This is a genomic window from Candidatus Accumulibacter meliphilus (assembly GCF_036625345.1).
Taxonomy (GTDB): domain Bacteria; phylum Pseudomonadota; class Gammaproteobacteria; order Burkholderiales; family Rhodocyclaceae; genus Accumulibacter; species Accumulibacter meliphilus.
The window spans coordinates 264,513-284,168 of record NZ_JAZKTZ010000004.1; the positions used below are offsets into that span (position 1 = coordinate 264,513).

Here is a 19,656-nt window from a genome sequence, read left to right on the forward strand (position 1 = left end):
ACGCCCAGGGACTCGACGTCTGGGTGGGCGCTCGCTCAGCGCCCGGTAACGCGTCGAAAGAAGCGGCGTCGCGCGGGCGGCAATAGTTCGGGTGCAGCCGTCGCCGCAGTCGCCGTTGAGCGCTGGTCCTCTGGCGTAGCAAACATCGCATTCAGCGCCGCCATCGCCCCGGCACGAGCGGCCGCCTGCGAGCCGAACTGACCTGGTGGCGCAAACAGTGGGCAATACTGGTAGGCAGGAACTTCGGCACTCGCATCATCGTCGGCAATGAACTCCAGCGGGCCGATCGGGAAAACAATGTGACAACGCTCACCGGACGGCCGGTCTGACCACAGATCGCCGCCGCCGGGCAAGATGAAAAGATTGATGAACCAGGGCGTGATCACTGCCCCTACCCAATCACCAAGCATGCCGTCGCGGCTGTGTTCGCCACTGTCCGCAGAGCGTACTGAGGTGTCGCAGTCCAACTCCAGCTCCAGCTCCAGCTCCACCTCCCGCTCCAGCCTGCTGGCACTCGCCGCCGCCAGCCAGCGACGGAAACCGACGGCTTCGACGGACAGGGCGAGGTTGACGAAGGGCAGGTCGCGCATGCTGGCCAGCCAGATGCGGCGGTACATCGCTTCGAGGCGTTCGGCCGGGTTATTGGTGATCGCTTTCGCGGGAGGGGGCTGAGGAGCCTGGAAAGCTGCCTTGCGAATGCCGGTGGTCATGGAAGCGGGCTCCGTGTTTGCCTCGGGGTGTTGAGATCGGAAAAATGCTTCGCGGCGTCGTAGTCGCCGGCGCGCGAGGCTGCAAGCGCGGCAAGCGCGTCTTCGATCAAGGCCAGCTCGCGGTCGTCAAGGACCTCCCTGGCGAGACCGAGTGAGGCCAGAATCCACGTTCCGACCGGTTGTGGGCCGATCAACATCAGGTTGACGCGCTCGCGCCGCAGTGCGCTTCCCTGCCGTCGCTCGGCGATAGCGAAGTCACCGTTTTCGTTCGCCAGGGCGACCAACTGCAGCGGGATCGACAGGCACATCAGGCAGCCACGGCAGTCAACTGCGGGACGCGGATTCCCAGCGTCGCCAGTTCATCGACCACCATGCGCAGCACGGTCGGGATGACGTTTTCGACTTCCGGGCTAAGCTCCATTCCCAGCGCCAGCGAACGTGGCTGAGCGCCGAGAATGGCAGTGTATTTCGGAGCTTTGCCGAGCAGTTCCAGGGTCGCCAGCACATCGCAAAGGCCGATCTGGTGTGGTGACAACCTGGTCTTGAAGAACACCGGCACGGCGTCGCCAAGCAGCCGGATGGGCGTGCCGGGTGGCTGACCACCACGAATCGCGTCGACCATGATCAAGGCGTCGAGATCCTCAAGCGCTTCGAGCATTTCCATGCCGCAGGTACCGCCGTCGATGATTTCGACCGCGGCGGGCAGCGAGTAAGCCAGCGGCAGGCGTTCGATGGCGTGCACGCCGAGCCCTTCATCGCTGAGCAGAATGTTGCCGACACCCAGTATGACGACGCGCATGTTCAGCCCCATCCCGTGAGTACGATCGGAGCTTTGCCAGTCGCCATCACGCCGCTTTGACCTTGACGACCTGGCGCTTCTCGGTGTCGACCACATGGACCGCGCAGGCCAGGCAGGGATCGAAGGAATGCACGGTGCGCAGCACTTCGAGCGGCTGATCCGGGATGGCCACCGGCGTGCCTGCCAGGCAGGCCTCGTAGGCGCCGGGCGCATCCGCTTCGTTGCGCGGTGCGGCATTCCAGGTGGTCGGAACCACACACTGGTAGTTCTTGATCTTGCCGTCGTCAATGACCACCCAATGCGAAAGGACGCCGCGCGGTGCTTCGTGGATGCCGACTCCGGCGATTTCATCCTTCGGAAAGACCGGTTTGTTGAAAGTCGTCAGATCCCCCTTGGCCATGTTGGCCAGCAGCAGATCCCATTGCAGCGCCAGTTCGTCGACCTGCACCGCGCAAGCGACGGCGCGCGCCGCATGGCGGCCAATCGTCGAGTGCAGGGCGTCGAGACCGACTTTGCTCCTGGCGACCGCGGACACCAGATCCAGCGCCTGCGTGGCGTAGGTGATGGTCGGCTGGTGTTGGGCGGCGACCATCGCCAGAACGCGGGGCAGCGGACCGACCTGCATCGGCTGGCCGTAGAAGGTTGGCGATTTCAGCCACGAGTACTTGCCGTTGTCCTCGAAGTCGGTGTACTGGGGTCTGGTTTCGCCTTTGTATGGATGCAGCGGGCCCTTGCCACCTTCGTACCAGGAGTGCTTCACCGATTCGGCGACGCCGTCCCTGAAATAGGCGTCGTCGTGGGTCTTGATCTCCTTGAAGCTGCTCAGGTCGCCAGCGGCAATGTGTCCGCCGGGCAGGGCGAAGCGGGTGTTCTTGCCGTCGAGCGGGATATCCGGTACCGAAACGTAGTCCACGATGCCGCGTCCGATGGTCGTCCACTCCGGGTAGAAGCCACCGATCACGGCGACGTCGATCAGGTACACGTTCTTCACGAAATCACTGAGCTGGTCGATCCAGCCTTTCACCGCCAGCAGGCGTTCGACGGTCAGCACCGACTGCGCATCGATGGACAGCGCGTTGGCCACGCCGCCCACGGCGACGTTCTGAATATGCGGGGTCTTGGCGCCGAGGATGCTGACGATCTTGTTGGCGTAGCGCTGCACTTCCAGCGCCTGCAGATAGTGGGCGACGGCGATCAGATTCACTTCCGGCGGCAGCTTCATCGCCGGGTGGCCCCAGTAACCGTTGGTGAAAATTCCCAGTTGTCCGGTGCCGACAAAGCCCGTCAGGCGTTCCTTGACGCGGGTGAATTCGGCCTTGCTGTTGCCCGGCCAGCTGGACAGGCTTTCGGCCAGGGCTGCCGCCTTGCCGGGGTCGGCCTGCAGGGCGCTGGTGACATCGACCCAGTCGAGTGCCGAGAGATGGTAGAAATGCACGATGTGATCGTGGACCGCGTGCGCCAGAATGATCATGTTGCGGATGTACTGGGCATTGAGCGGGATTTCCATCTGCAGCGCGTTCTCGACGGCGCGCACCGAGGCGATGGCATGGACCGTGGTGCACACGCCGCAGATACGCTGGGTGATGGCCCAGGCGTCACGCGGATCGCGACCGACGAGGATGGTTTCGACGCCGCGCCACATCTGGCCGGAAGCCCACGCTTTCTTGACCTCGCCGCCGTCGACCTCGACATCGACCCGCAGGTGACCTTCGATTCGCGTGACCGGATCAATCGTGACTCGTTGCGACATTTTCTTGTCTCCCGAAAAGAGCCTTAGCTGTGGGCGGGCTGTGCATACGCTTCTTCACGCGGTAGAACCGGGAAGCGGCGGGTGATGACGATGTAGCCGAGGACTTCGGCGGCGAAAATGCCGATGGTCACCAGCAGTTCCGGGACCGACGGGAAATAGGTCCAGCCAGGTCCGGTATCGAAGGCGATCAGGAAGCCGTTCAGGCGCAGCAGGATGCCGCCAAGCATGACCGCGACGCCGGCCAGGAAGAGGCGCGCCGGATTGCGTCGCGCCTCGACGCTGCGGATGAGCAGGAAGGGGGCGATGAAGCAGGCGTTCTCGATCCAGAAGCTCAGGGCGATGAAGGTGGGCTGGAAAGCCTGCCCCAGCACGCCGCGCGCGATGAGGTCGGCAAAACGGACGAGCAGGTAGAAGCCCATGATGCCGAGCATCACTCTGGCCATCGGATTGAGCATCGATACCTCGACCTGGCGGCGATAGGCCGAGGCCGCGACGCAGGACTCGAAGAGCACGACGCCGTAACCGAGGATGATCGCCGAGAGCAGGTAGATCAGCGGCTGCATCGGTGTTTGCCAGAGCGGGTTGACCTGGCCGCCCATGACCACCAGCATCGTCCCCAGCGACGCCTGGTGCATCATCGGCAGGACGATGCCGAGGGCAATGAAGAAGAACAGCAGCTTGCTCAGTTTGCGGTGCGCGTCGTGCAGGCCCAGCTTTTCCAGGAACACCGGCGAGAATTCGATCCACATGACGATGATGTACAGCATGATGCAGGCGGCGACTTCGAACATCACCGAATTGACGTTGAAGTAGCCCGGCCAGAAGATGTGCCAGAAATTCCACCAGCGACCGAGGTCGAAAGTGATCGCCGCACCGGCCAGGGTGTAGCCGAAGAGGCTGCCGAGCAGTGCCGGGCGCACCAGTGGATGGTACTGACCCTTGTTGAAGATGTAGACCAGCAAGGCCACCGAGAAGCCGCCGCAGGCCAGCGCCGAGCCGATGAACACGTCGACCACCACCCAGGCGCCCCAGGAATAGCCATCGTTGAGGTTGGTGGTGGCGCCGAGGCCGAAGATCAGGCGCACCAGAATGATCGTCGCCATGACCGCGATGAGAACGCCGCAGACCAGCGTCGTGGCGTTGAGCAGGCTGCCGCCAACCGGTGCCGGTCCGGCGTGTTGTTGAGTGCTCATGATCCCTCCTTCCCTGCCTTGGTCGCCGCGGCCTGAGCACCCTCATCATCCTCTCCGTGATGAACGTTGCGCTTGGCGACGTAGGTCATTGCACCGAGAACGGCAAAGGGCATCAGCAGGCCGCCGTAAAGCGTGTGCTGGATGGTCTCGGAAGTTGCTGCCGACGACTTGGGCGGCAGATTCGGCATGCCGACTTTTTCGAAAGCTACTGCCGAGAGCTTGAGCACCTGCGTACCGCCGTATTCGGTTTCTCCGTAAACGTGCTGCTGGTAGTGGCCGACATAGCCTTCGTAACTTTGCTCCGGGCCGCCGTCGATGCTGCCGCGCGGGTAGCGGGTGACGCTGCCGGCCGGGAGAGCCAGGCGGCGCTTGGCTTCGCTCAAAAGATCGCGGGTGCGACCGTGCAGGGTCGCGCCGGTCGGGCAGACTTCTGCGCATGCCGAGTAGTGGCCGTCGGCGACGCGATGCCGACACAGTTCGCACTTGCCGATCTTCCCGGTTGGCGAGTCGTACTGGTACTTGGGAATACCGAAGGGGCAGGCGACGACGCAGTAGCGGCAACCGACGCAGGCGTCGGGATCGTAGGCGACGACGCCGGTGACCGGATCCTTGGTCATTGCCGTCACCGGGCAGGCCGAAACGCAGGAGGGATCGGCGCAGTGCATGCACGAAGTCTTCATGAACGCGTAACCGTTGATCTCGGCGTCCTTGGTGCTCATTGTGCCGTGGCGGTACATCTTGATGATGTTGAAGGTGTGGCCGCTGGTATCGAGCGGTGTGTCCCACAACTTGTCCGCGGTCGAGAATTCGGGCGGATTGTCGTTGGCCTGCTTGCAGGCAGCCACGCAGGCCTTGCAGCCAATGCACAGGGTCGCGTCGTAGAGCAGGCCGAGCGCCTCGGGCGGGCGCTGATAGGTGTCGCGCGCCGCCGCCGGCGTGCTGAGCGTGCTCAGGGTGCCGCTGGCGACGGCCGTGCCGGCGGCGCTGAGGCATCCTTTCAGGAACTTGCGGCGGGTGTTTTCGTCGCTGCTCGGTGCACACATCTCGATACGCATCTCAGACCTCCGTTTTCTCGCTCGCAGCCCTGGCTCTTGCTGCTTCCGCGGCCTGGTGGGAAAGGCCCAGATTGCGCGCGACCATTGCCCCGGCGCCGGCGGCGGCGCCAGCGACGGCTGCCAGCAGCGACGCCGAGCCAAGCGTCGCGCCGACGCCCTGCTCTTCGACGATGCGCGGATATTGCTGCGGCGGCTCGGCGTTCTTCACTTTCGAGAGCATGTGGATCGGCTTGCTGAAACCAACGCCCTGTTCGGTGCAGCCGATGCAGGGATGGCCGCAGCCGACCGGCCAGGTGCCCGCGCCGGCGTCACCGAACAGCGCGGTCGGGCAGTTGGCGTAGGTTTCCGGGCCCTTGCAGCCGAGCTTGTAGAGGCAATAGCCTTTGCGGTGCCCTTCATCGCCAAACTGCATGGCGAAACGGCCGGCATCGAAGTGCGCGCGTCGTTCGCAGTTTTCATGGATCAGGCGCGAGTAGGCGAATTTCGGTCGTCCCAGTTCATCGAGCGGTGGCAGCGCAGCAAAGGTGAGGAAGTGCACCACCGTGGCCAGGAAGTTGTAGGGGTTCGGCGGGCAACCGGGAATCGTCACTACCGGTTTGCCAAGGACATCGGCGACGCCGGAAGAACCCGTCGGGTTGGGAGCGGTCGATGGCATGCCGCCCCAGCTGGCGCAGGAGCCAATGGCGATCACCGCTGCTGCATCGGCGGCGCACTCCCTGGTCAGTTCAATCGCCGTCTGGCCGCCGATCTTGCAGTAGATGCCGCCGTCGCGGGTCGGAATGGCCCCTTCGACGACCAGCAGGTAGGCGCCCTTGTTCGCGGCCATGGCCGTCTTGCGTGCCTGTTCGACCTGATGGCCGGCGGCGGCAAACAGGGTTTCATGGTAGTCGAGCGAGATGACGTCGAGGATCAGCCTTTCCAGGGTCGGATGTTCGGCGCGCAGCAGCGATTCGGTACAGCCCGTACATTCCTGGAAGTGCAGCCAGATCACCGAAGGCCGCTTCTTGCTAGCCACCGCTTCGGCGACCGCTGCCTCGGCGCCGGGCGGCAAGCCCAGGCCGGCGGCGAGGGTGGCGCAGAACTGCAGGAAATCGCGCCGCGGCATGCCGAGTCGCTTGCTCGCATCGACGATCGTCGTCTCGGCTTCCAACTGCAGCAGACGGGTGTTTGCCATGTTCCTGCCCCCTTATCTCGCTATCTGCTTCTCTTCGCCCGACTGGTGGTCGGGGAAATTCACAGCGGCACACCAGAAAACATTCAAAGCATTCAAGCGAAGATGCTTACAAGAAGCGTGCCAGCTAGAAATCAGCCAATAAAGCAGAGGCATGTGTGCCTTTGCCGGCCATGGGAGGGGAAGGCAGGTTTGCGCATGGGTTGATAAATGGAAACCTTGTTTCCACTTCACTAGCCGCCCCGCGTCGGCCGAGCAGCCCTCCTGCTCTGCGTGCGAGCGTTGCACCGCGTTTGGATTCGCCCTAGGATCGGCGCATGAAACGATCACTCGCCGCCCACAGTGCCAGCATCCCGGACAAGCGACCGCTGCCGGGCGCGGTGAGCGCCCCCGGCTGCCTGCCGGAAGCAGGAGGGTCGGCGTTCGCAGGTGTCGACGAGGCGGTGTGGATCGAGGTGATCCACAAGATGGACGAGGTGTACAACGACCTTCTGCAATACGAGGTGGTGCTCGAGGAGAAGAACGCCGCGCTCGAGGACTCGCAGCAGTTTATCGAGAGCGTTCTGGCGTCGATGTCGGACATTCTGATCGTCTGTAATCGCCATGGCGCGATCGACGAGGTCAACGACTCGCTGCGCCGCTTCATCGGCCAGGATGAAGGCGAGTTGCGCGGCCGGCCGGTGTGCGAGCTTTTTGCCGACGAGGCGTCGCGGCAGCGCGCCCGCGATTTCTTTTCGGCAGCGCGCCCGGCAACGGTTCAGGACTGCGAGCTACGCATCATGGGGCGAGATGGCAGCCCGTTACCGGTCTCCCTGAACTGCACGCCGCGCCTTTCGGGAACCGGCAAGCTGGTCGGCATGGTGCTTACCGGCCGCCCGGTCGGCGAACTGCGCCGCGCCTACCATGCGCTGCGGCAGGCGCACGAAGACCTCAAGCGTACCCAGCAGCAGCTTCTGCAGGCCGAGAAAATGGCGTCACTCGGTCGTCTGGTCGCCGGTGTCGCGCACGAACTCAATAACCCGATCAGTTTTGTTCTCGGTAATGTGCTGGCCATCCGCCGTCACACGGCGCGCCTGCAGACCTATCTCGAAGCGGTGCACAGCGCGCCTGGCGAGCGAACGCCGGAACTGGAAGATCTGCGTCAGGAATTGCGCATCGATCGCATTCTGCAGGACATCAATCCGCTGCTCGACGGAATGACCGAAGGTGCCGAGCGGACCCGCGACATCGTCGATGGCCTGAAGCGTTTCTCGGCCATTGATCGCCGCGCCGACCAGGCCTTCAATCTGGCCGCCGTGGTCGGGCGCGCGGTGCGTTGGGTGGCGCGCTCGGGCAGGCGCGATTTTTCCGTCGAGGTCGATCTGCCGAGCGAGTTGCCGGTCATCGGCTCTTCCGGGCAAATGCAGCAGGTGCTGATGAATATCGTCCAGAACGCCTGCGACGCGACCGCTGGCTGCGCTGCGCCGAGGCTCGAAATCAGCGCCGAACAGTGCGACGCCGTGATCATCCTGCGCTTTGCCGACAATGGCCCGGGAATCACCGAGGCCAACCTGGCGCGTCTCTTCGATCCCTTTTTCACTACCAAGCCGGTCGGGCAGGGGACGGGTCTCGGGCTGTCGATCAGCTACGGCATCGTCGAAGGCCACGGCGGCCGCCTGGAAGCAGCGAACCGGCCGCAGGGCGGTGCCCTGTTCACCCTGAGTCTGCCTCTGGCGCCGCGCTAAGCTGCTTAGCCGCCGGTCATCTCACGCGCATTAACCCAGTGGTCGAAGTCCTCGCCACTGACGTACCCCAGCTCCAGCGCTGCTTCGCGTAGCGTGCTGCCGGCCTGGTGTGCGCGCTTGGCGATCTCGGCGGCGCGATCGTAGCCGATGTGCGGCGCCAGCGCGGTGACCAGCATCAGCGAGCGCTCCAGCAACTCGCCGATGCGTTCGCGTCTGGCCTCGATGCCGCCAGCGCAGTGCGCCTCGAAGCTGCTCATGCCGTCGGCCAGCAAGCGCACACTTTGCAGAAAATTGTGGGCGATCAGCGGCTTGAAAACATTCAGTTCGAAGTTGCCGGAAGCGCCGCCGATGCCGATTGCGACGTCGTTGCCCATCACCTGGCAGCAGAGCATGGTCAGCGCCTCGCACTGCGTCGGGTTGACCTTGCCGGGCATGATTGAACTGCCTGGTTCGTTTTCGGGAATGCTGATCTCGCCAAGGCCGCAGCGTGGTCCCGATGCCAGCCAGCGGATGTCGTTGGCGATCTTCATCAGCGCGACGGCCAGCGTCCTGAGCGCGCCGTGTGCGGCGACCAGGCCATCGTGCGCCGCCAGTGCCGCGAACTTGTTGCTTTCCTCGACAAAGGGCAGGCCGCTTTCGCGGGCGAGTTCCGCGCTCACGCGCGCGCCGAAGTCCGGGGCCGTGTTGAGGCCGGTGCCGACGGCGGTGCCGCCGATGGCCAGCGGGTACAGCGAGGCCAGGGCGTCTTCGATTACCGCTTCGGCATGCTCAAGTTGGGCGACGTAGCCGGAAAACTCCTGACCCAGGGTCAGCGGCGTCGCGTCCTGGAGATGGGTGCGGCCGATCTTGACGATGTCCGCAAAAGCTGCCGATTTGGCTGCCAGCGTTGTGCGCAGCCGGGCCAGTGCCGGCAGCAGTGCGCGCGTAATGCCGAGTACTGCGGCCACATGCATGGCCGTCGGGAAGACGTCGTTCGAGGACTGGCCGCGATTGACGTCGTCATTGGCGTGCACGCAGCGCTTGTCGCCGCGTTCGCCACCGAGCAGTTCCGAGGCACGGTTGGCGAGGACCTCGTTGATGTTCATGTTGCTCTGTGTACCCGAGCCGGTCTGCCAGACCGAGAGCGGAAACTCCTGGCGATGGCGGCCGAGCAGGACTTCCTCGGCGGCGGCAGCGATCGCCGTTGCCTTGCTCTCCGCCAACAGCCCGAGCTCGCAGTTCACGCGCGCGCAGGCCGACTTGACGGTGGCGAGGGCGAGCACCAGCTCTTCGGGCAGGCGCTCGCTGGAGATGTCGAAGTGTTCGAGTGAGCGCTGCGTCTGCGCTCCCCAGAGGCGATCGTTGGCGACCTCGATGCTGCCGAACGAGTCCTGTTCCCGGCGCGTCGTGCTCATTGCCGGTAGCGCCGCGGGTGGGGATTGGTGTGCGGGAATCGGCGCATTGCTTTTCTCCTGACTGATGGAAGCGCGAATCATAGCTTCCAGGCGTGGCCACGGCTAGTAAGGGCCAGCCACGGGCTTCGGCCGATTCGTCGCAAAATAAATGTTTAGTTGTCACTTACTAAAAAAATAGGTGCATCTCGACCGGGCGCGTGCTATGGTTACTCCATGGTTAATCGACTGGCACGTTACGAATTCAGCGAACGACTCGCCGACTTGCTCGGCGAGTCGCGGCGCGACCTGCGCTTTCGGGTCACCCTGATGGTCACCGGCGGGCTGGTGGCTCCCGGCCCGCGCGGTCGTGGTTCGCCGCCGGCGACGCCGCAGTACGCGGCGCAGTTGTTGATCGGCGCGATGGCGGCACCGCAGCAGGCGCAGACCATCGAAGCCATCCGCTGCTATGAGGATTTGCGGCCGGCGGTGGTCGCGCCGGGGGGGAATACACCGCGTGTCCTCTTCGGTCCGGCAGTCGCAATGGCCGACGCCGAGGAGCAACCGGCGGCGGCGATTGGCCTGGACGGCATGCGTTTTGGCGAAGCGCTGGCTCAGCTTCTGGAACTGGCCTGTGCCGAGGAGACGCGCGCAATCGTTGCCGGCGAACTTTTTGGCGTCTGGATCAACCGCGGTTGTCCGGTTGCCTCACTGCAATTCAGCGCCTGGTGGCAGGGCCGCCGCGCCGTCTTCAGTCACACCTATGGCCTGGCCCCGGGCGCTGCCCCGCCGGCCTGGCTTGACCCCCAGCGTGGTGGATTGGTCGATCCAGGGCTGTTCCACACCGTTTTCCTGCCGGTCCGCAAATTGATCGAGATCGGTTCGCTTACCACCTTGTCCGATGACAGGAGTAGTCCAATGCTGAACAAACTGGGCAACAAAATGGCCGCCATTGCGAATATGGCAAAACTCGCTGCCAAGACGCCGCACGGAAGTCGCTGGGAGAAGCTTCTCTCGACGCTGGCCTCGGTAAAAGCCTGGTCCGACCAGGTCGACGCGCAGGAAAGCCGCTTGCGCGAAGTCAGCGCCTTCGGCAGTAATCCCGGTGAATTGAAGATGTACACCCATCTCCCCGAAGGGCTGCCGGCGAACGCCCCGCTGGTCGTCGTCCTGCATGGCTGTACGCAGAGCGCCGCCTCCTACAACAAGGGCAGTGGCTGGTCGACGGTCGCCGATCGGCATGGTTTCGCGCTGCTCTTTCCGCAGCAGCAATGGAACAACAATCCGCTGTGCTGCTTCAACTGGTTCCGCCCCGAAGACAACGAACGCGAACGCGGCGAGGCGCAGTCGATCGTACAGATGGTCGACAAGATGGTCGCCGAGCACGGCCTCGATGGTCGCCGGGTCTATGTCACCGGCACCTCGTCCGGTGGCGCCATGACGGCGGTGATGCTGGCCAGCTATCCGGAAGTCTTTGCCGGTGGTGCGGTCATCGCCGGGGTGCCCTACCGCACGGCCAAGGGCTTGCAGGAAGGGCTGGAGAGCATTTTCCAGGGGCGAGTACGTTCTGGCCAGGAATGGGGGGCGCTGGTGCGCGCCGCGTCTGCACACCAGGGGCCGTGGCCGACGCTGTCGGTGTGGCACGGCGATGCCGACACCGCGGTGAAGCCGGTCAATGCCGAAGAGCTCATCAAACAGTGGGCCGACGTGCACGGACTCGACGCCAGGCCAAGCATCGAGATGCGTGTGGACGGCTATCCGCGCCGGGTCTGGCAGGGCGCGGACGGCGAGGAGTTGATCGAGTCCTACACGATTACCGGTATGTCGCACGGCGCGGCGCTCGATCCCGGACCCGAGCCGCATCAGTGCGGCACCGCGGCGCCGTTCTTCAACGCCGTCGGGATTTCGTCGACCCACCGCATTGCCGATTTCTGGGGCCTGCTTGCCGAGCGCCCGGCAAGTGCGCAGGCACCCGGAGTCGTCGAAGGCGCCCGTGCGGCCGCCGCCAGCGCCGCCGGGGCGCGGGCAGCGAAGGCGGCGGCGTCGGCAGCGGAAACGGCAGCGGAGCCTGCTCCGGCGAGCGCCAGTCGTGCCCGCCTGTAGATACCGCTGAGCCCTTGATTCGCGAGGAGCCCTCTGCAGGCGCCGGAAAGGCACATGCGGGGCGCGCTGAAGAGCCGTCGGGGACTGCACATCGCGCCCTGGGTCTCGATGTGCATGGCATCATTTCGGCATCGCTGCAGGCGGCGGGACTGCTCAAGCCGGGCAGCCGGCCACGCAGTTCGGCGCCACTGGGCATCGACGTTCCGGGAATCATTTCCACCGCGCTGGAAGCGGCGGGAGTGCTCAAGGGCGGTGCGCAGCGCTCAGGTCCGTTCAGCCCGTTTAGCCCGGAAACCTTGCGCAGCGCTGGCTGGGAAGGCGCCGGCTGGGATCTGCTGCACGATGATGCGCGTGCTTTTCGCGGTGGGTCGATGCTCTACGGGCATGCTTCGTCAGGCGATTCCGGGGCCGTCGGCGCGCGCGCGCAATCGATTTCGCGGCGCTCTCACGCTCGGTCCGCGGCCGGAGCTGAGCTATGTGCGGCGGCTGGACCTGAACGCTGCGGTCAATGACTACACCAGCGCCAGCTTCAGGGTTCTGGTCGATGGCATCGTCGTCGATGAAGTTACGGCGATCGGCATGGTCCACCAGGAGAACGAATGGCTGCGTCAGTCAGCGCTCGATCTGGCGCGTTTTGCCAACCGTGAGGTGACACTGACGCTCGAGGTGGCGGCCTATTCGAACATCTACAGCACGGTGTATGCCAAGGCCTGGGTGGATCAGGTGACGATCAGCAATACGGTCGATGTTGCGGCGCATTGCTGATGCTGGTGGGCAATACGCCGCGCGGGGCTGCAAGGCTCCGCGCGGTTTTTACGTTCAGCGGTTGGTGAAAGCCGCTTTACGTTTTTCGACGAAGGCGGTCATGCCTTCTTTCTGATCGTCGAGGGCGAAAGCGGAGTGGAAAGCGCGTCGTTCGAAGAGCAGGCCTTCGTTGAGCGAGCTCTCGTAAGAACGATTGATGCACTCCTTGATCATCATCACCACCGGTAGCGAGAAACCGGCGATGCGGGTAGCGGTCGACATCGCCTCGTCGAGCAGCTTGTCGGCCGGCACGACGCGCGAAACCAGGCCTGAGCGTTCGGCTTCCTCGGCGTCGATATTGCGCGAGGCGAGGCACATTTCCATCGCCTTGGCTTTGGAGATGGCGCGTGGCAGACGTTGCGTGCCCCCGGCGCCGGGCAGGATGCCCAGACGCACTTCAGGCTGGCCAAACTGAGCCGTGTCGGCGGCCAGGATGATGTCGCACATCATCGCCAGTTCGCAGCCACCGCCGAGGGCGTAGCCGGCGACTGCCGCAATCACCGGTTTGCGGCAATTCTTGACGCCTTCCCAGTTACGGCTGATGAAATCGCCTTTGTAGGCTTCCATGTACGTCAGCGACTGCATCACCGTGATGTCGGCGCCGGCCGCGAAGGCCTTGTCCGAGCCGGTGATGACGATCGCACCGATATTCTCGTCGGCCTCGTAGGCGGCCAGCGCGTTGCCCAGTTCGTCCATCAGCTCATCGTTGAGGGCGTTCAGCTGCTTCGGGCGATTGAGGGTGATCAGGCCGACTTTTCCACGGACTTCGGCGATGATGTTGACGTAACTCATAAAGGAAATCTCCAGATTCAAAATGGGTGATATTGAGTATCCACGACAAGGTGGGCACTCCTGTTGCTGCGCTTGACTTGGTTGTGCTGCTTGCCGCGACCGCGATCATGAACGCCTTGTGCCGCCGTCGCTTGCTCTGCCGTCATTCTTTCGCTGTACGCGAAGCCTGACCAGAAGCGACGCGGCCGACCTGGACGATTCTCGTCGGGCCGGCCGCGTGATCTACAGCGGGTCAGAAGGCGATCGTCAGGTGCACGGCGCGGTCATTCCCCGGGATACTCCGACTGCTCAGGAAATGTCCATCTGGAACTTCACCGGGCCGCGCGCCGCCTTGCCATTGGCGTCGGTGAACTCGCCGGTCACCGGAGCCTTCTTGCCGTACGGGCTGGTCAGAATGGCGACGTGACCACCATAGAAAGCGACCGACTCGAGACCGTCCCAGCCTTCCAGGAACTTGTTGCCGGCGGTGGCGCAAGCCGGCGTGACCAGGTCGTCCTTGATCGCGTAGTTCTGGTACCACGGCACTTTCAGGTCGATCAGGCTCTTGATGTTCAGCGGCTGGTCGAAGAGTTTCACCGGCAAGCTGCCATCGTCGGCAATAGCGTCCTGGAAGGTATGCGAACTCATGTTGGCGATGGCTAGTGGCAGGTGCACACGTTCCTTGAGCAGCCAGCGGAACAGGGCGGCGGGCGTCTTGCCCGGGTTCATGCCGGTGGCGCGCTGCAGCGAGGCCTGATCGAGCACCTTGACCAGCGGCGTTTCGCGGTCGATGGCCACAAAGCGCATGCCCAGGCTGAGCAGGTAGCCGTTGGCGACCTTGTTGCCGCTCGGCAGGGTGGTGGTGACAAAGTCGTGGTGCATCTGCGGCATGCCGCTGATGGCCTCGCTGTAGGTGCCGTCAACCGGCGTCACGTTGGTGATCAGGGCGTCGCAGACATCCTGCAGCTTGCCCGAGAGGATGTTCATCATGCAGATGTAGCCGCCCTGGCAAGTACCGTTCAAGGTGACTTTCTTGCCGTCGTTGAGCTCCATGATCTTGGCGCAGAGCTCGCGTGTCTGCTCGCAGTCCTCCTCCGGGGTCATCGTCTGCACCTTCTCGGTGGTCATGATGTCCTTGACGACGCGGACGTAGGTCGGAATACCCTCGTTGGCAAAGGAGTGGCTGTAGCTCTTGTTCTCGAAAGGCAGGAAGGCCAGGATATGTACGCCGAGCATGTACGGCGGAACGAGCATGACCGGCTTCAGATCCTTGCGGACCTCGACGCCTTCTTTCAGCGGCAGCACCTGGTAGAGATCAAAGCTGTCTGTTTCGTGAACCAGCTTGTAGTTGGGAGTATCGAAGTGGAAGCCGAACTCGTCGCCAATGGCCTCGATCTGTTCGTTGAAGTTGGCAACCGCTTCCATGATTTCGGCTTCGCGGCGCATGTAGCCGCCGAGCTTCTCACCGTCGGAATTCAGGATCGTGTTCAGATAGGCACGGGTGCCTTCTTCAATCTGGTCGAAAGCGTAGTCGGCCATCTTCTCCTGCATGCCGGCAGATCCCTTGCGGGCCAGGCCGACACTATGTTCCATGACCTCGAAGCTTTCCAGCATGCTCATCGGGTTGTCGCGTGCGGCGGTCATGGCGATGTGCGCGGCAATGAACATATTGTCATTGAACTCGCCGACTTCGCGGTTGGAAGCGCGCGTCATCGCCAGCATGTATCTCCACCAACTCGTGGTGAAATCCGGCATTTCCCGTAGCAGTGAATACATATCCTTACCTCCAGCAATAAAATGAATCAAAACGAGCCAGCCCAAGCGGGGCGGCCCACGCGTACCCTGATCCCGCCGGCAGTCCTGATCGTAGTGGTGGACTGAGCGCGGAAAGCGATCCTGTTGGTCCTTGTTGCCAAGCTGCGAACGCGCACGGCCTGTCTCGCCAGCGTCGGTCGGTCTCAGCCGCTGTGGAATGGGGCTGAAACGACCACTAAAACGAGCGCCATCCCGCACCGCACAATTCATTCTACTCCTCTGGGCCGGATTTGTTCACCCCCCCGACACTAATGGCTAATATTATCCGATAGATGGCAAAAAAGACCACAGCAGCAACGTTCCAGCACTTATACCTGCGCGGCAGAGGGCTTGCCACGGGTCGAGTCGGCAGCGAAAGTGGCCATGCGTGGCTTTTCGCTGTTGCCCGTGATGGCGTTATATAGTATTGGTATGTTGCGCTGCGATGCCGGTGCTCGCGGCGCGGCTTTCAATCGAGCTGCTTGCTGGCGCAGCCCGGGTTGATGGGCCGCGCTGCTGCAGTGCGGCAATGCCGCGCCTAGGCATATCTCCCGGCGGCAGGTCAGGCCGGCCTGGCGCGTGCAGCGAGTTGCGCTCGCCGCGGATGTGCCGGGGAGTCAGTTCAAATTGAGGGGCTGCTGCGCTTCGGTATGTGCCCCCGGGTTTCGTCACAGGGAGGAGAAAATGCTGCAATTAGCGACGCTCATCAAACACCACGCGCAGTTTCGGCCGGATCAGGTCGCTGTCGTCTTCGAGCAGGATCGTCTCACCTGGCGCGAGTTCGAGGGGCGCGTCAGCCAATGCGCTCGTCTGCTGACCTGGCTTGGCGTGCGCAAGGGCGACCGCGTGGCGACCGTCTTGTCGAACTGCCGCGAATTGCTCGAGGTGTACTGGGCCGTGCCGTCGATCGGCGCCGTCCTGGTGCCGCTCAGCCCCTTGCTGATGCCCTCCGGTCTCGCCAGTCTGCTGCGTGACTCGGGTGCCAATTGCCTTATCACGCAGCGCTCGGTGGCGTCGATGCTCGATCAGGTGCGTGCCGAGCTGCCCGACCTGGCTGCCGATCACGTGTTGATGGTTGACGGTCCGACAGCCGATTACCCCGACTACACGTCGCTGCTCAAGACCTGTCCGGAAGGCGGCAGCGAGCTCGTGCGGGTCGGCGCCGACGATATTTTCAACATCATGTATACCAGCGGCACGACCGGACTGCCGAAAGGAATCATCCACAGCCATTTCGTCCGCTCGATGTACGGCACCTTGTTCGCGTCTGCCTGGCGGATGACTTCGGAGTCGGTGGTGCTGCACACCGGTGCGATCGTCTTCAACGGCGCCTTCGTGACCCTGATGCCGTGCTTTTATCTCGGCGCGCGCTACCTTCTGCAGCGCCAGTTCGATGCTGAAGAAGCGATCGAAATCATCGCCCGCGAGCGCGTTACCCACACCATGATGGTGCCGGCGCAGATCATCGCCGTGCTCAATGCACCGAATTTCTCGCCCGAGAAGCTGGCCTCGCTGGAAATGATTCTCTCGCTCGGTGCGCCGCTGTACCAGGAGTACAAGGACCTGCTCAATCGCCTCTTGCCCGACCGCTTCTACGAACTTTACGGCCTCACCGAAGGTTTCTGGACCATCCTCGACAAGACGCAATCGCTGCGCAAATCGGGTTCGGTGGGCCGGCCGCCCGCGTTCTACGAGATGCGCATCGTTCGTGAGGACGGCAGCGACGCACCGGCCGGCGAAGTCGGCGAGATCGTCGGCCGCGGACCTTCCCTGATGGGCGGCTATTACGGTCGCCCCGACTTGACCGAACAGGCGATTCGCGACGGTTGGCTATTTTCCGGCGACCTCGGCTATCGCGACGGCGAGGGCTATCTCTACCTCGTCGATCGCAAGAAGGACATGATCGACAGCGGCGGCGTCAAGGTCTACCCGAAGGATGTCGAGGAAGTCGCCGCCCGCCACCCGGCGGTCAGGGAAGTCGCCGTCTTCGGCGTGGCGCACGAAAAATGGGGCGAAACACCGGTCGCTGCCGTCGTCCTGAATAGCGGCGCCTCGATCACCGCCGCCGAACTGCGCGACTGGATCAACGAACGCGTCGGCGCCCGCTACCAACGCCTGCACGCCCTGCAGATCATGGACGACTTCCCGCGCAACGCCGCCGGCAAGACGCTGAAGCGCGAAATGCGCGACGCTTATCAGGCGGCAGCAGGCTAGGCCGGCTGAAGTGCTTGGCTCACGCCGCGCTGATCACCGGCGCGGGCTACGTCTTCGGGGTCGTCATTGCGCGCGGAGTCAACAGACAATCGCCGTGCGCTGGCGGGGCCCCATGGCGAGCAAGAAGAACTCTTGGCTCAGGGCTGCTGGCCCTTCGCCGCTTCCACTCCGGCGGTATTGTCCAGCAGACTCCGGGTGGCAATTTGCAGGAAGGCTTCGAGCCTGCCTTTCAGCTCCGGGGCGAGGTCGAGCGGGATGCGTTCGGCTTTCGGATCGGCACCCAGCTGGTAGCTGTAGAGGCGCGGCTCGAAACCCTTGGGCTCGATCAGGATGCGCTGCGGGGTGACCAGGGCGACGGTCTGATCGCCGCCCGAGGGCTTGATCACGCCGATGCCGAGGTCGCCTTCCGGCAGATTGAGCAGGTCGCGTCCCCAGCACTGATGGCGTACCGTGCCGCCAAGGCGGCCCATGATCGTCGGCACCACGTCGACCTGCGTGCCGACGTGGTGATTGTGGCTGCCGAATTTGTCCTGAATTCCCGGAGCGATCAGCAGCAGCGGCACATTGAAGCGGAAGAGATCCATTTCGGTCAGTTGCTGGTCGCTGCCGAAGCCATGGTCGCCGACCACGACGAACAGGGTGTGCTTGTAATACGCCGACTTGCGGGCTTTCGCGAAGAACTCGCCGAGCGCCCAGTCGGCATAGCGCATGGCGGTCAGGTGTTCGCTGAAAGTGCCGCGATCGGTCACCGGCCTGACCGGCAGATCTTTCGGCAGCGCGTAGGGAGTGTGGTTGGAAAGAGTCTGCACCAGCGCATAGAAAGGCTTGTCGGCAGGCAGCTTGTCGAGCTCGGCGGCGGCGCGGTCGAACATGTCCTGATCCGAAACGCCCCAGGTCGGGTCCATATACACCGGGTTGACGAAATCTTCACGACCGATGAAGCGGGTCATGCCCTGGTTGCTGAAGAAGCCGGACTGGTTGTCCCACTGGAAGTTGCCGTTGTACACGTACAGGTTGTCGTAGCCGCGCGCGCTGAGCAGCTGCGGCAGACCGGAGAACCTGTGCGCGCCTTCCGGGGTGCGCATCAGGTACTCGAAGCCGGGCAGGTTCGGAAAACAGGCCATGGTGGCGAACATGCCCTGGTGGGTGTGCGTACCATTGGAGAAGAAGCGGTCGAAGAGCAGGCCTTCTTTGGCCAAAGCGTCGAAGTGCGGGGTGATGTCGCCCGTGCCGCCCAGCGCGCCGACGAAACGTCCGGCGAAGCTTTCCATCAGAATCACCACCACGTTGCGAATCGGCAGCGTACGCTCGGCGGGTGGAGTGAAGTCACGGCGGATCGCCGCGCTGTCGGCGTCGACCAACTGGTCGTGCGGCGTGAGCAGCAGTTGGCGTACGGTCTGCAGCGCCTGTTCGTCGGGCATGGTCGCTTGCCAGGTATTGCTACGCTGCGAGGACATGCTGGCCTCGGCTGCGGAAAGCAGCGTCAGCGAACCGTTCAGGCCCAGCTGATTGGCGAACATCGAATTGGTGGTATAAGCGTCACCCCAGCGCAGCGGCGGACCCTGACGCAGGTGGCCGCGGGCGGCGACCACGGCAAGCAGTGCGCAGAGGAGGAACAGGCCGGTTCGCCAGTACCAGGTCGGTGCGGCGTAGCTCGGCTGCGGCTGCGATGCCTCTGGCGCCGCCGGGATTGCCGGCCGGCTGAGCCGATCGAGGCCCTTGAACAGTCTGGCCAGCAGCCAGGTGGCGGCCGCCCAGGCCAGCAGGTAGCGGCCAACCGGGAAGCCGTTCCACAACATGCTTCCCACCGTGGCCAGGTCTTCCTCGAAATACTGGAACACCAGGCCGTTCAGGCGCTGGTGGAATTCGCGGTAGAAATCCAGTTCGCTAATGCCGAGCAGCAGAGTGAAACTGGCGAAGGCGGTCAGCCACCCGCGCAGCAGGCCGCGGGCGGCCATGGCGCGGATGCTGAGCAGCGCCAGCAGCAGCGGCGTGAGCGCATAGACCACCAGGCGCACATCGAAACGCAGGCCATTGTAGAAAGCCTCGATGAAGGTCGCCGTCGGAGTGCTGCCGATCAGTTCGCGGTTGTAGACCAGCAGCGCCAGGCGCAACAAGGTGTACAGCGTGAGCAGCGCGGCGGCGCTGAGGAGGGTGAAGGCGAGGTGACTTCTTCAGGGTCGGCTGGCTGATGCGGC

General features: G+C 63.7%; 15 protein-coding genes. 4 read left to right on the forward strand and 11 right to left on the reverse strand.

Features of this window, described 5'->3' with window-relative positions:
• Window positions 1–35: 35 nt before the first annotated feature.
• From hybE to V5B40_RS10165, 7 genes are read right to left on the reverse strand one after another with little or no spacing between them, the layout of a single operon-like run.
• Window positions 36–710, reverse strand: coding sequence for a [NiFe]-hydrogenase assembly chaperone HybE (gene hybE / locus V5B40_RS10135; protein WP_332354387.1), 675 nt, complete (start codon window positions 708–710; stop codon window positions 36–38).
• Window positions 707–1,018 (reverse strand): HypC/HybG/HupF family hydrogenase formation chaperone, encoded by a 312-nt coding sequence (locus V5B40_RS10140; RefSeq protein ID WP_332354388.1) that lies wholly within the window; start codon window positions 1,016–1,018, stop codon window positions 707–709. The genes hybE and V5B40_RS10140 overlap by 4 nt, the downstream gene beginning before the upstream one ends.
• Window positions 1,018–1,509 carry a HyaD/HybD family hydrogenase maturation endopeptidase gene (locus tag V5B40_RS10145; RefSeq protein ID WP_332354389.1) on the reverse strand — a complete coding sequence of 164 codons (492 nt, stop codon included), beginning with the start codon at window positions 1,507–1,509 and terminating at the stop codon, window positions 1,018–1,020. The genes V5B40_RS10140 and V5B40_RS10145 overlap by 1 nt, the downstream gene beginning before the upstream one ends.
• 46 nt (window positions 1,510–1,555) lie before the next feature.
• Window positions 1,556–3,259, reverse strand: coding sequence for a nickel-dependent hydrogenase large subunit (locus V5B40_RS10150; RefSeq protein ID WP_332354390.1), 1,704 nt, complete (start codon window positions 3,257–3,259; stop codon window positions 1,556–1,558).
• Between the two features lie 23 nt (window positions 3,260–3,282).
• Window positions 3,283–4,452 carry a Ni/Fe-hydrogenase cytochrome b subunit gene (hybB, locus tag V5B40_RS10155; RefSeq protein ID WP_332354391.1) on the reverse strand — a complete coding sequence of 390 codons (1,170 nt, stop codon included), beginning with the start codon at window positions 4,450–4,452 and terminating at the stop codon, window positions 3,283–3,285.
• Window positions 4,449–5,507, reverse strand: a complete 1,059-nt coding sequence (gene hybA, locus V5B40_RS10160) for a hydrogenase 2 operon protein HybA (RefSeq protein WP_332354392.1) — start codon at window positions 5,505–5,507, stop codon at window positions 4,449–4,451. Before hybA ends, hybB begins: the two co-directional genes overlap by 4 nt.
• A 1-nt stretch (window position 5,508) precedes the next feature.
• The gene (locus tag V5B40_RS10165) at window positions 5,509–6,681 is read right to left on the reverse strand and encodes a hydrogenase small subunit (protein ID WP_332354393.1); all 1,173 of its coding nucleotides are present in this window, start codon (window positions 6,679–6,681) and stop codon (window positions 5,509–5,511) included.
• Between the two features lie 314 nt (window positions 6,682–6,995).
• Here V5B40_RS10165 and V5B40_RS10170 point away from each other — a divergent pair, with 314 nt between their 5' ends.
• Window positions 6,996–8,402, forward strand: a complete 1,407-nt coding sequence (locus tag V5B40_RS10170; protein WP_332354394.1) for a sensor histidine kinase — start codon at window positions 6,996–6,998, stop codon at window positions 8,400–8,402.
• A 5-nt stretch (window positions 8,403–8,407) separates the two neighbouring features.
• Here V5B40_RS10170 and fumC read toward each other — a convergent pair whose 3' ends face one another.
• Window positions 8,408–9,796, reverse strand: coding sequence for a class II fumarate hydratase (gene fumC, locus V5B40_RS10175; RefSeq protein WP_332354395.1), 1,389 nt, complete (start codon window positions 9,794–9,796; stop codon window positions 8,408–8,410).
• Between the two features lie 213 nt (window positions 9,797–10,009).
• On the opposite strand from fumC, the gene V5B40_RS10180 reads away from it, so the two are divergent.
• Together V5B40_RS10180 and V5B40_RS10185 are read left to right on the forward strand one after the other, a co-directional pair.
• On the forward strand, window positions 10,010–11,875 hold the full coding sequence (locus V5B40_RS10180; protein ID WP_332354396.1) for an extracellular catalytic domain type 1 short-chain-length polyhydroxyalkanoate depolymerase: 1,866 nt from the start codon (window positions 10,010–10,012) through the stop codon (window positions 11,873–11,875).
• A gap of 384 nt (window positions 11,876–12,259) precedes the next feature.
• Complete coding sequence (locus tag V5B40_RS10185) at window positions 12,260–12,640, forward strand: hypothetical protein (protein WP_332354397.1); 381 nt, start codon at window positions 12,260–12,262, stop codon at window positions 12,638–12,640.
• A gap of 54 nt (window positions 12,641–12,694) precedes the next feature.
• On the opposite strand, the gene V5B40_RS10190 is transcribed toward V5B40_RS10185, so the two are convergent.
• Both V5B40_RS10190 and V5B40_RS10195 read right to left on the reverse strand, forming a co-directional pair.
• Window positions 12,695–13,471 (reverse strand): enoyl-CoA hydratase, encoded by a 777-nt coding sequence (locus V5B40_RS10190; protein WP_332354398.1) that lies wholly within the window; start codon window positions 13,469–13,471, stop codon window positions 12,695–12,697.
• A 288-nt stretch (window positions 13,472–13,759) separates the two neighbouring features.
• Window positions 13,760–15,226 (reverse strand): metal transporter, encoded by a 1,467-nt coding sequence (locus V5B40_RS10195; RefSeq protein ID WP_332354399.1) that lies wholly within the window; start codon window positions 15,224–15,226, stop codon window positions 13,760–13,762.
• A 702-nt stretch (window positions 15,227–15,928) separates the two neighbouring features.
• Here V5B40_RS10195 and V5B40_RS10200 point away from each other — a divergent pair.
• A complete protein-coding gene (locus V5B40_RS10200) occupies window positions 15,929–17,458 on the forward strand; it encodes a class I adenylate-forming enzyme family protein (RefSeq protein ID WP_332354400.1) in 1,530 nt (509 codons plus the stop codon).
• 137 nt (window positions 17,459–17,595) lie between these two features.
• On the opposite strand, the gene V5B40_RS10205 is transcribed toward V5B40_RS10200, so the two are convergent.
• Window positions 17,596–19,584: an LTA synthase family protein gene (locus tag V5B40_RS10205; RefSeq protein WP_332354551.1), complete on the reverse strand. Its 1,989-nt coding sequence runs from the start codon at window positions 19,582–19,584 to the stop codon at window positions 17,596–17,598.
• Window positions 19,585–19,656 lie beyond the last annotated feature (72 nt).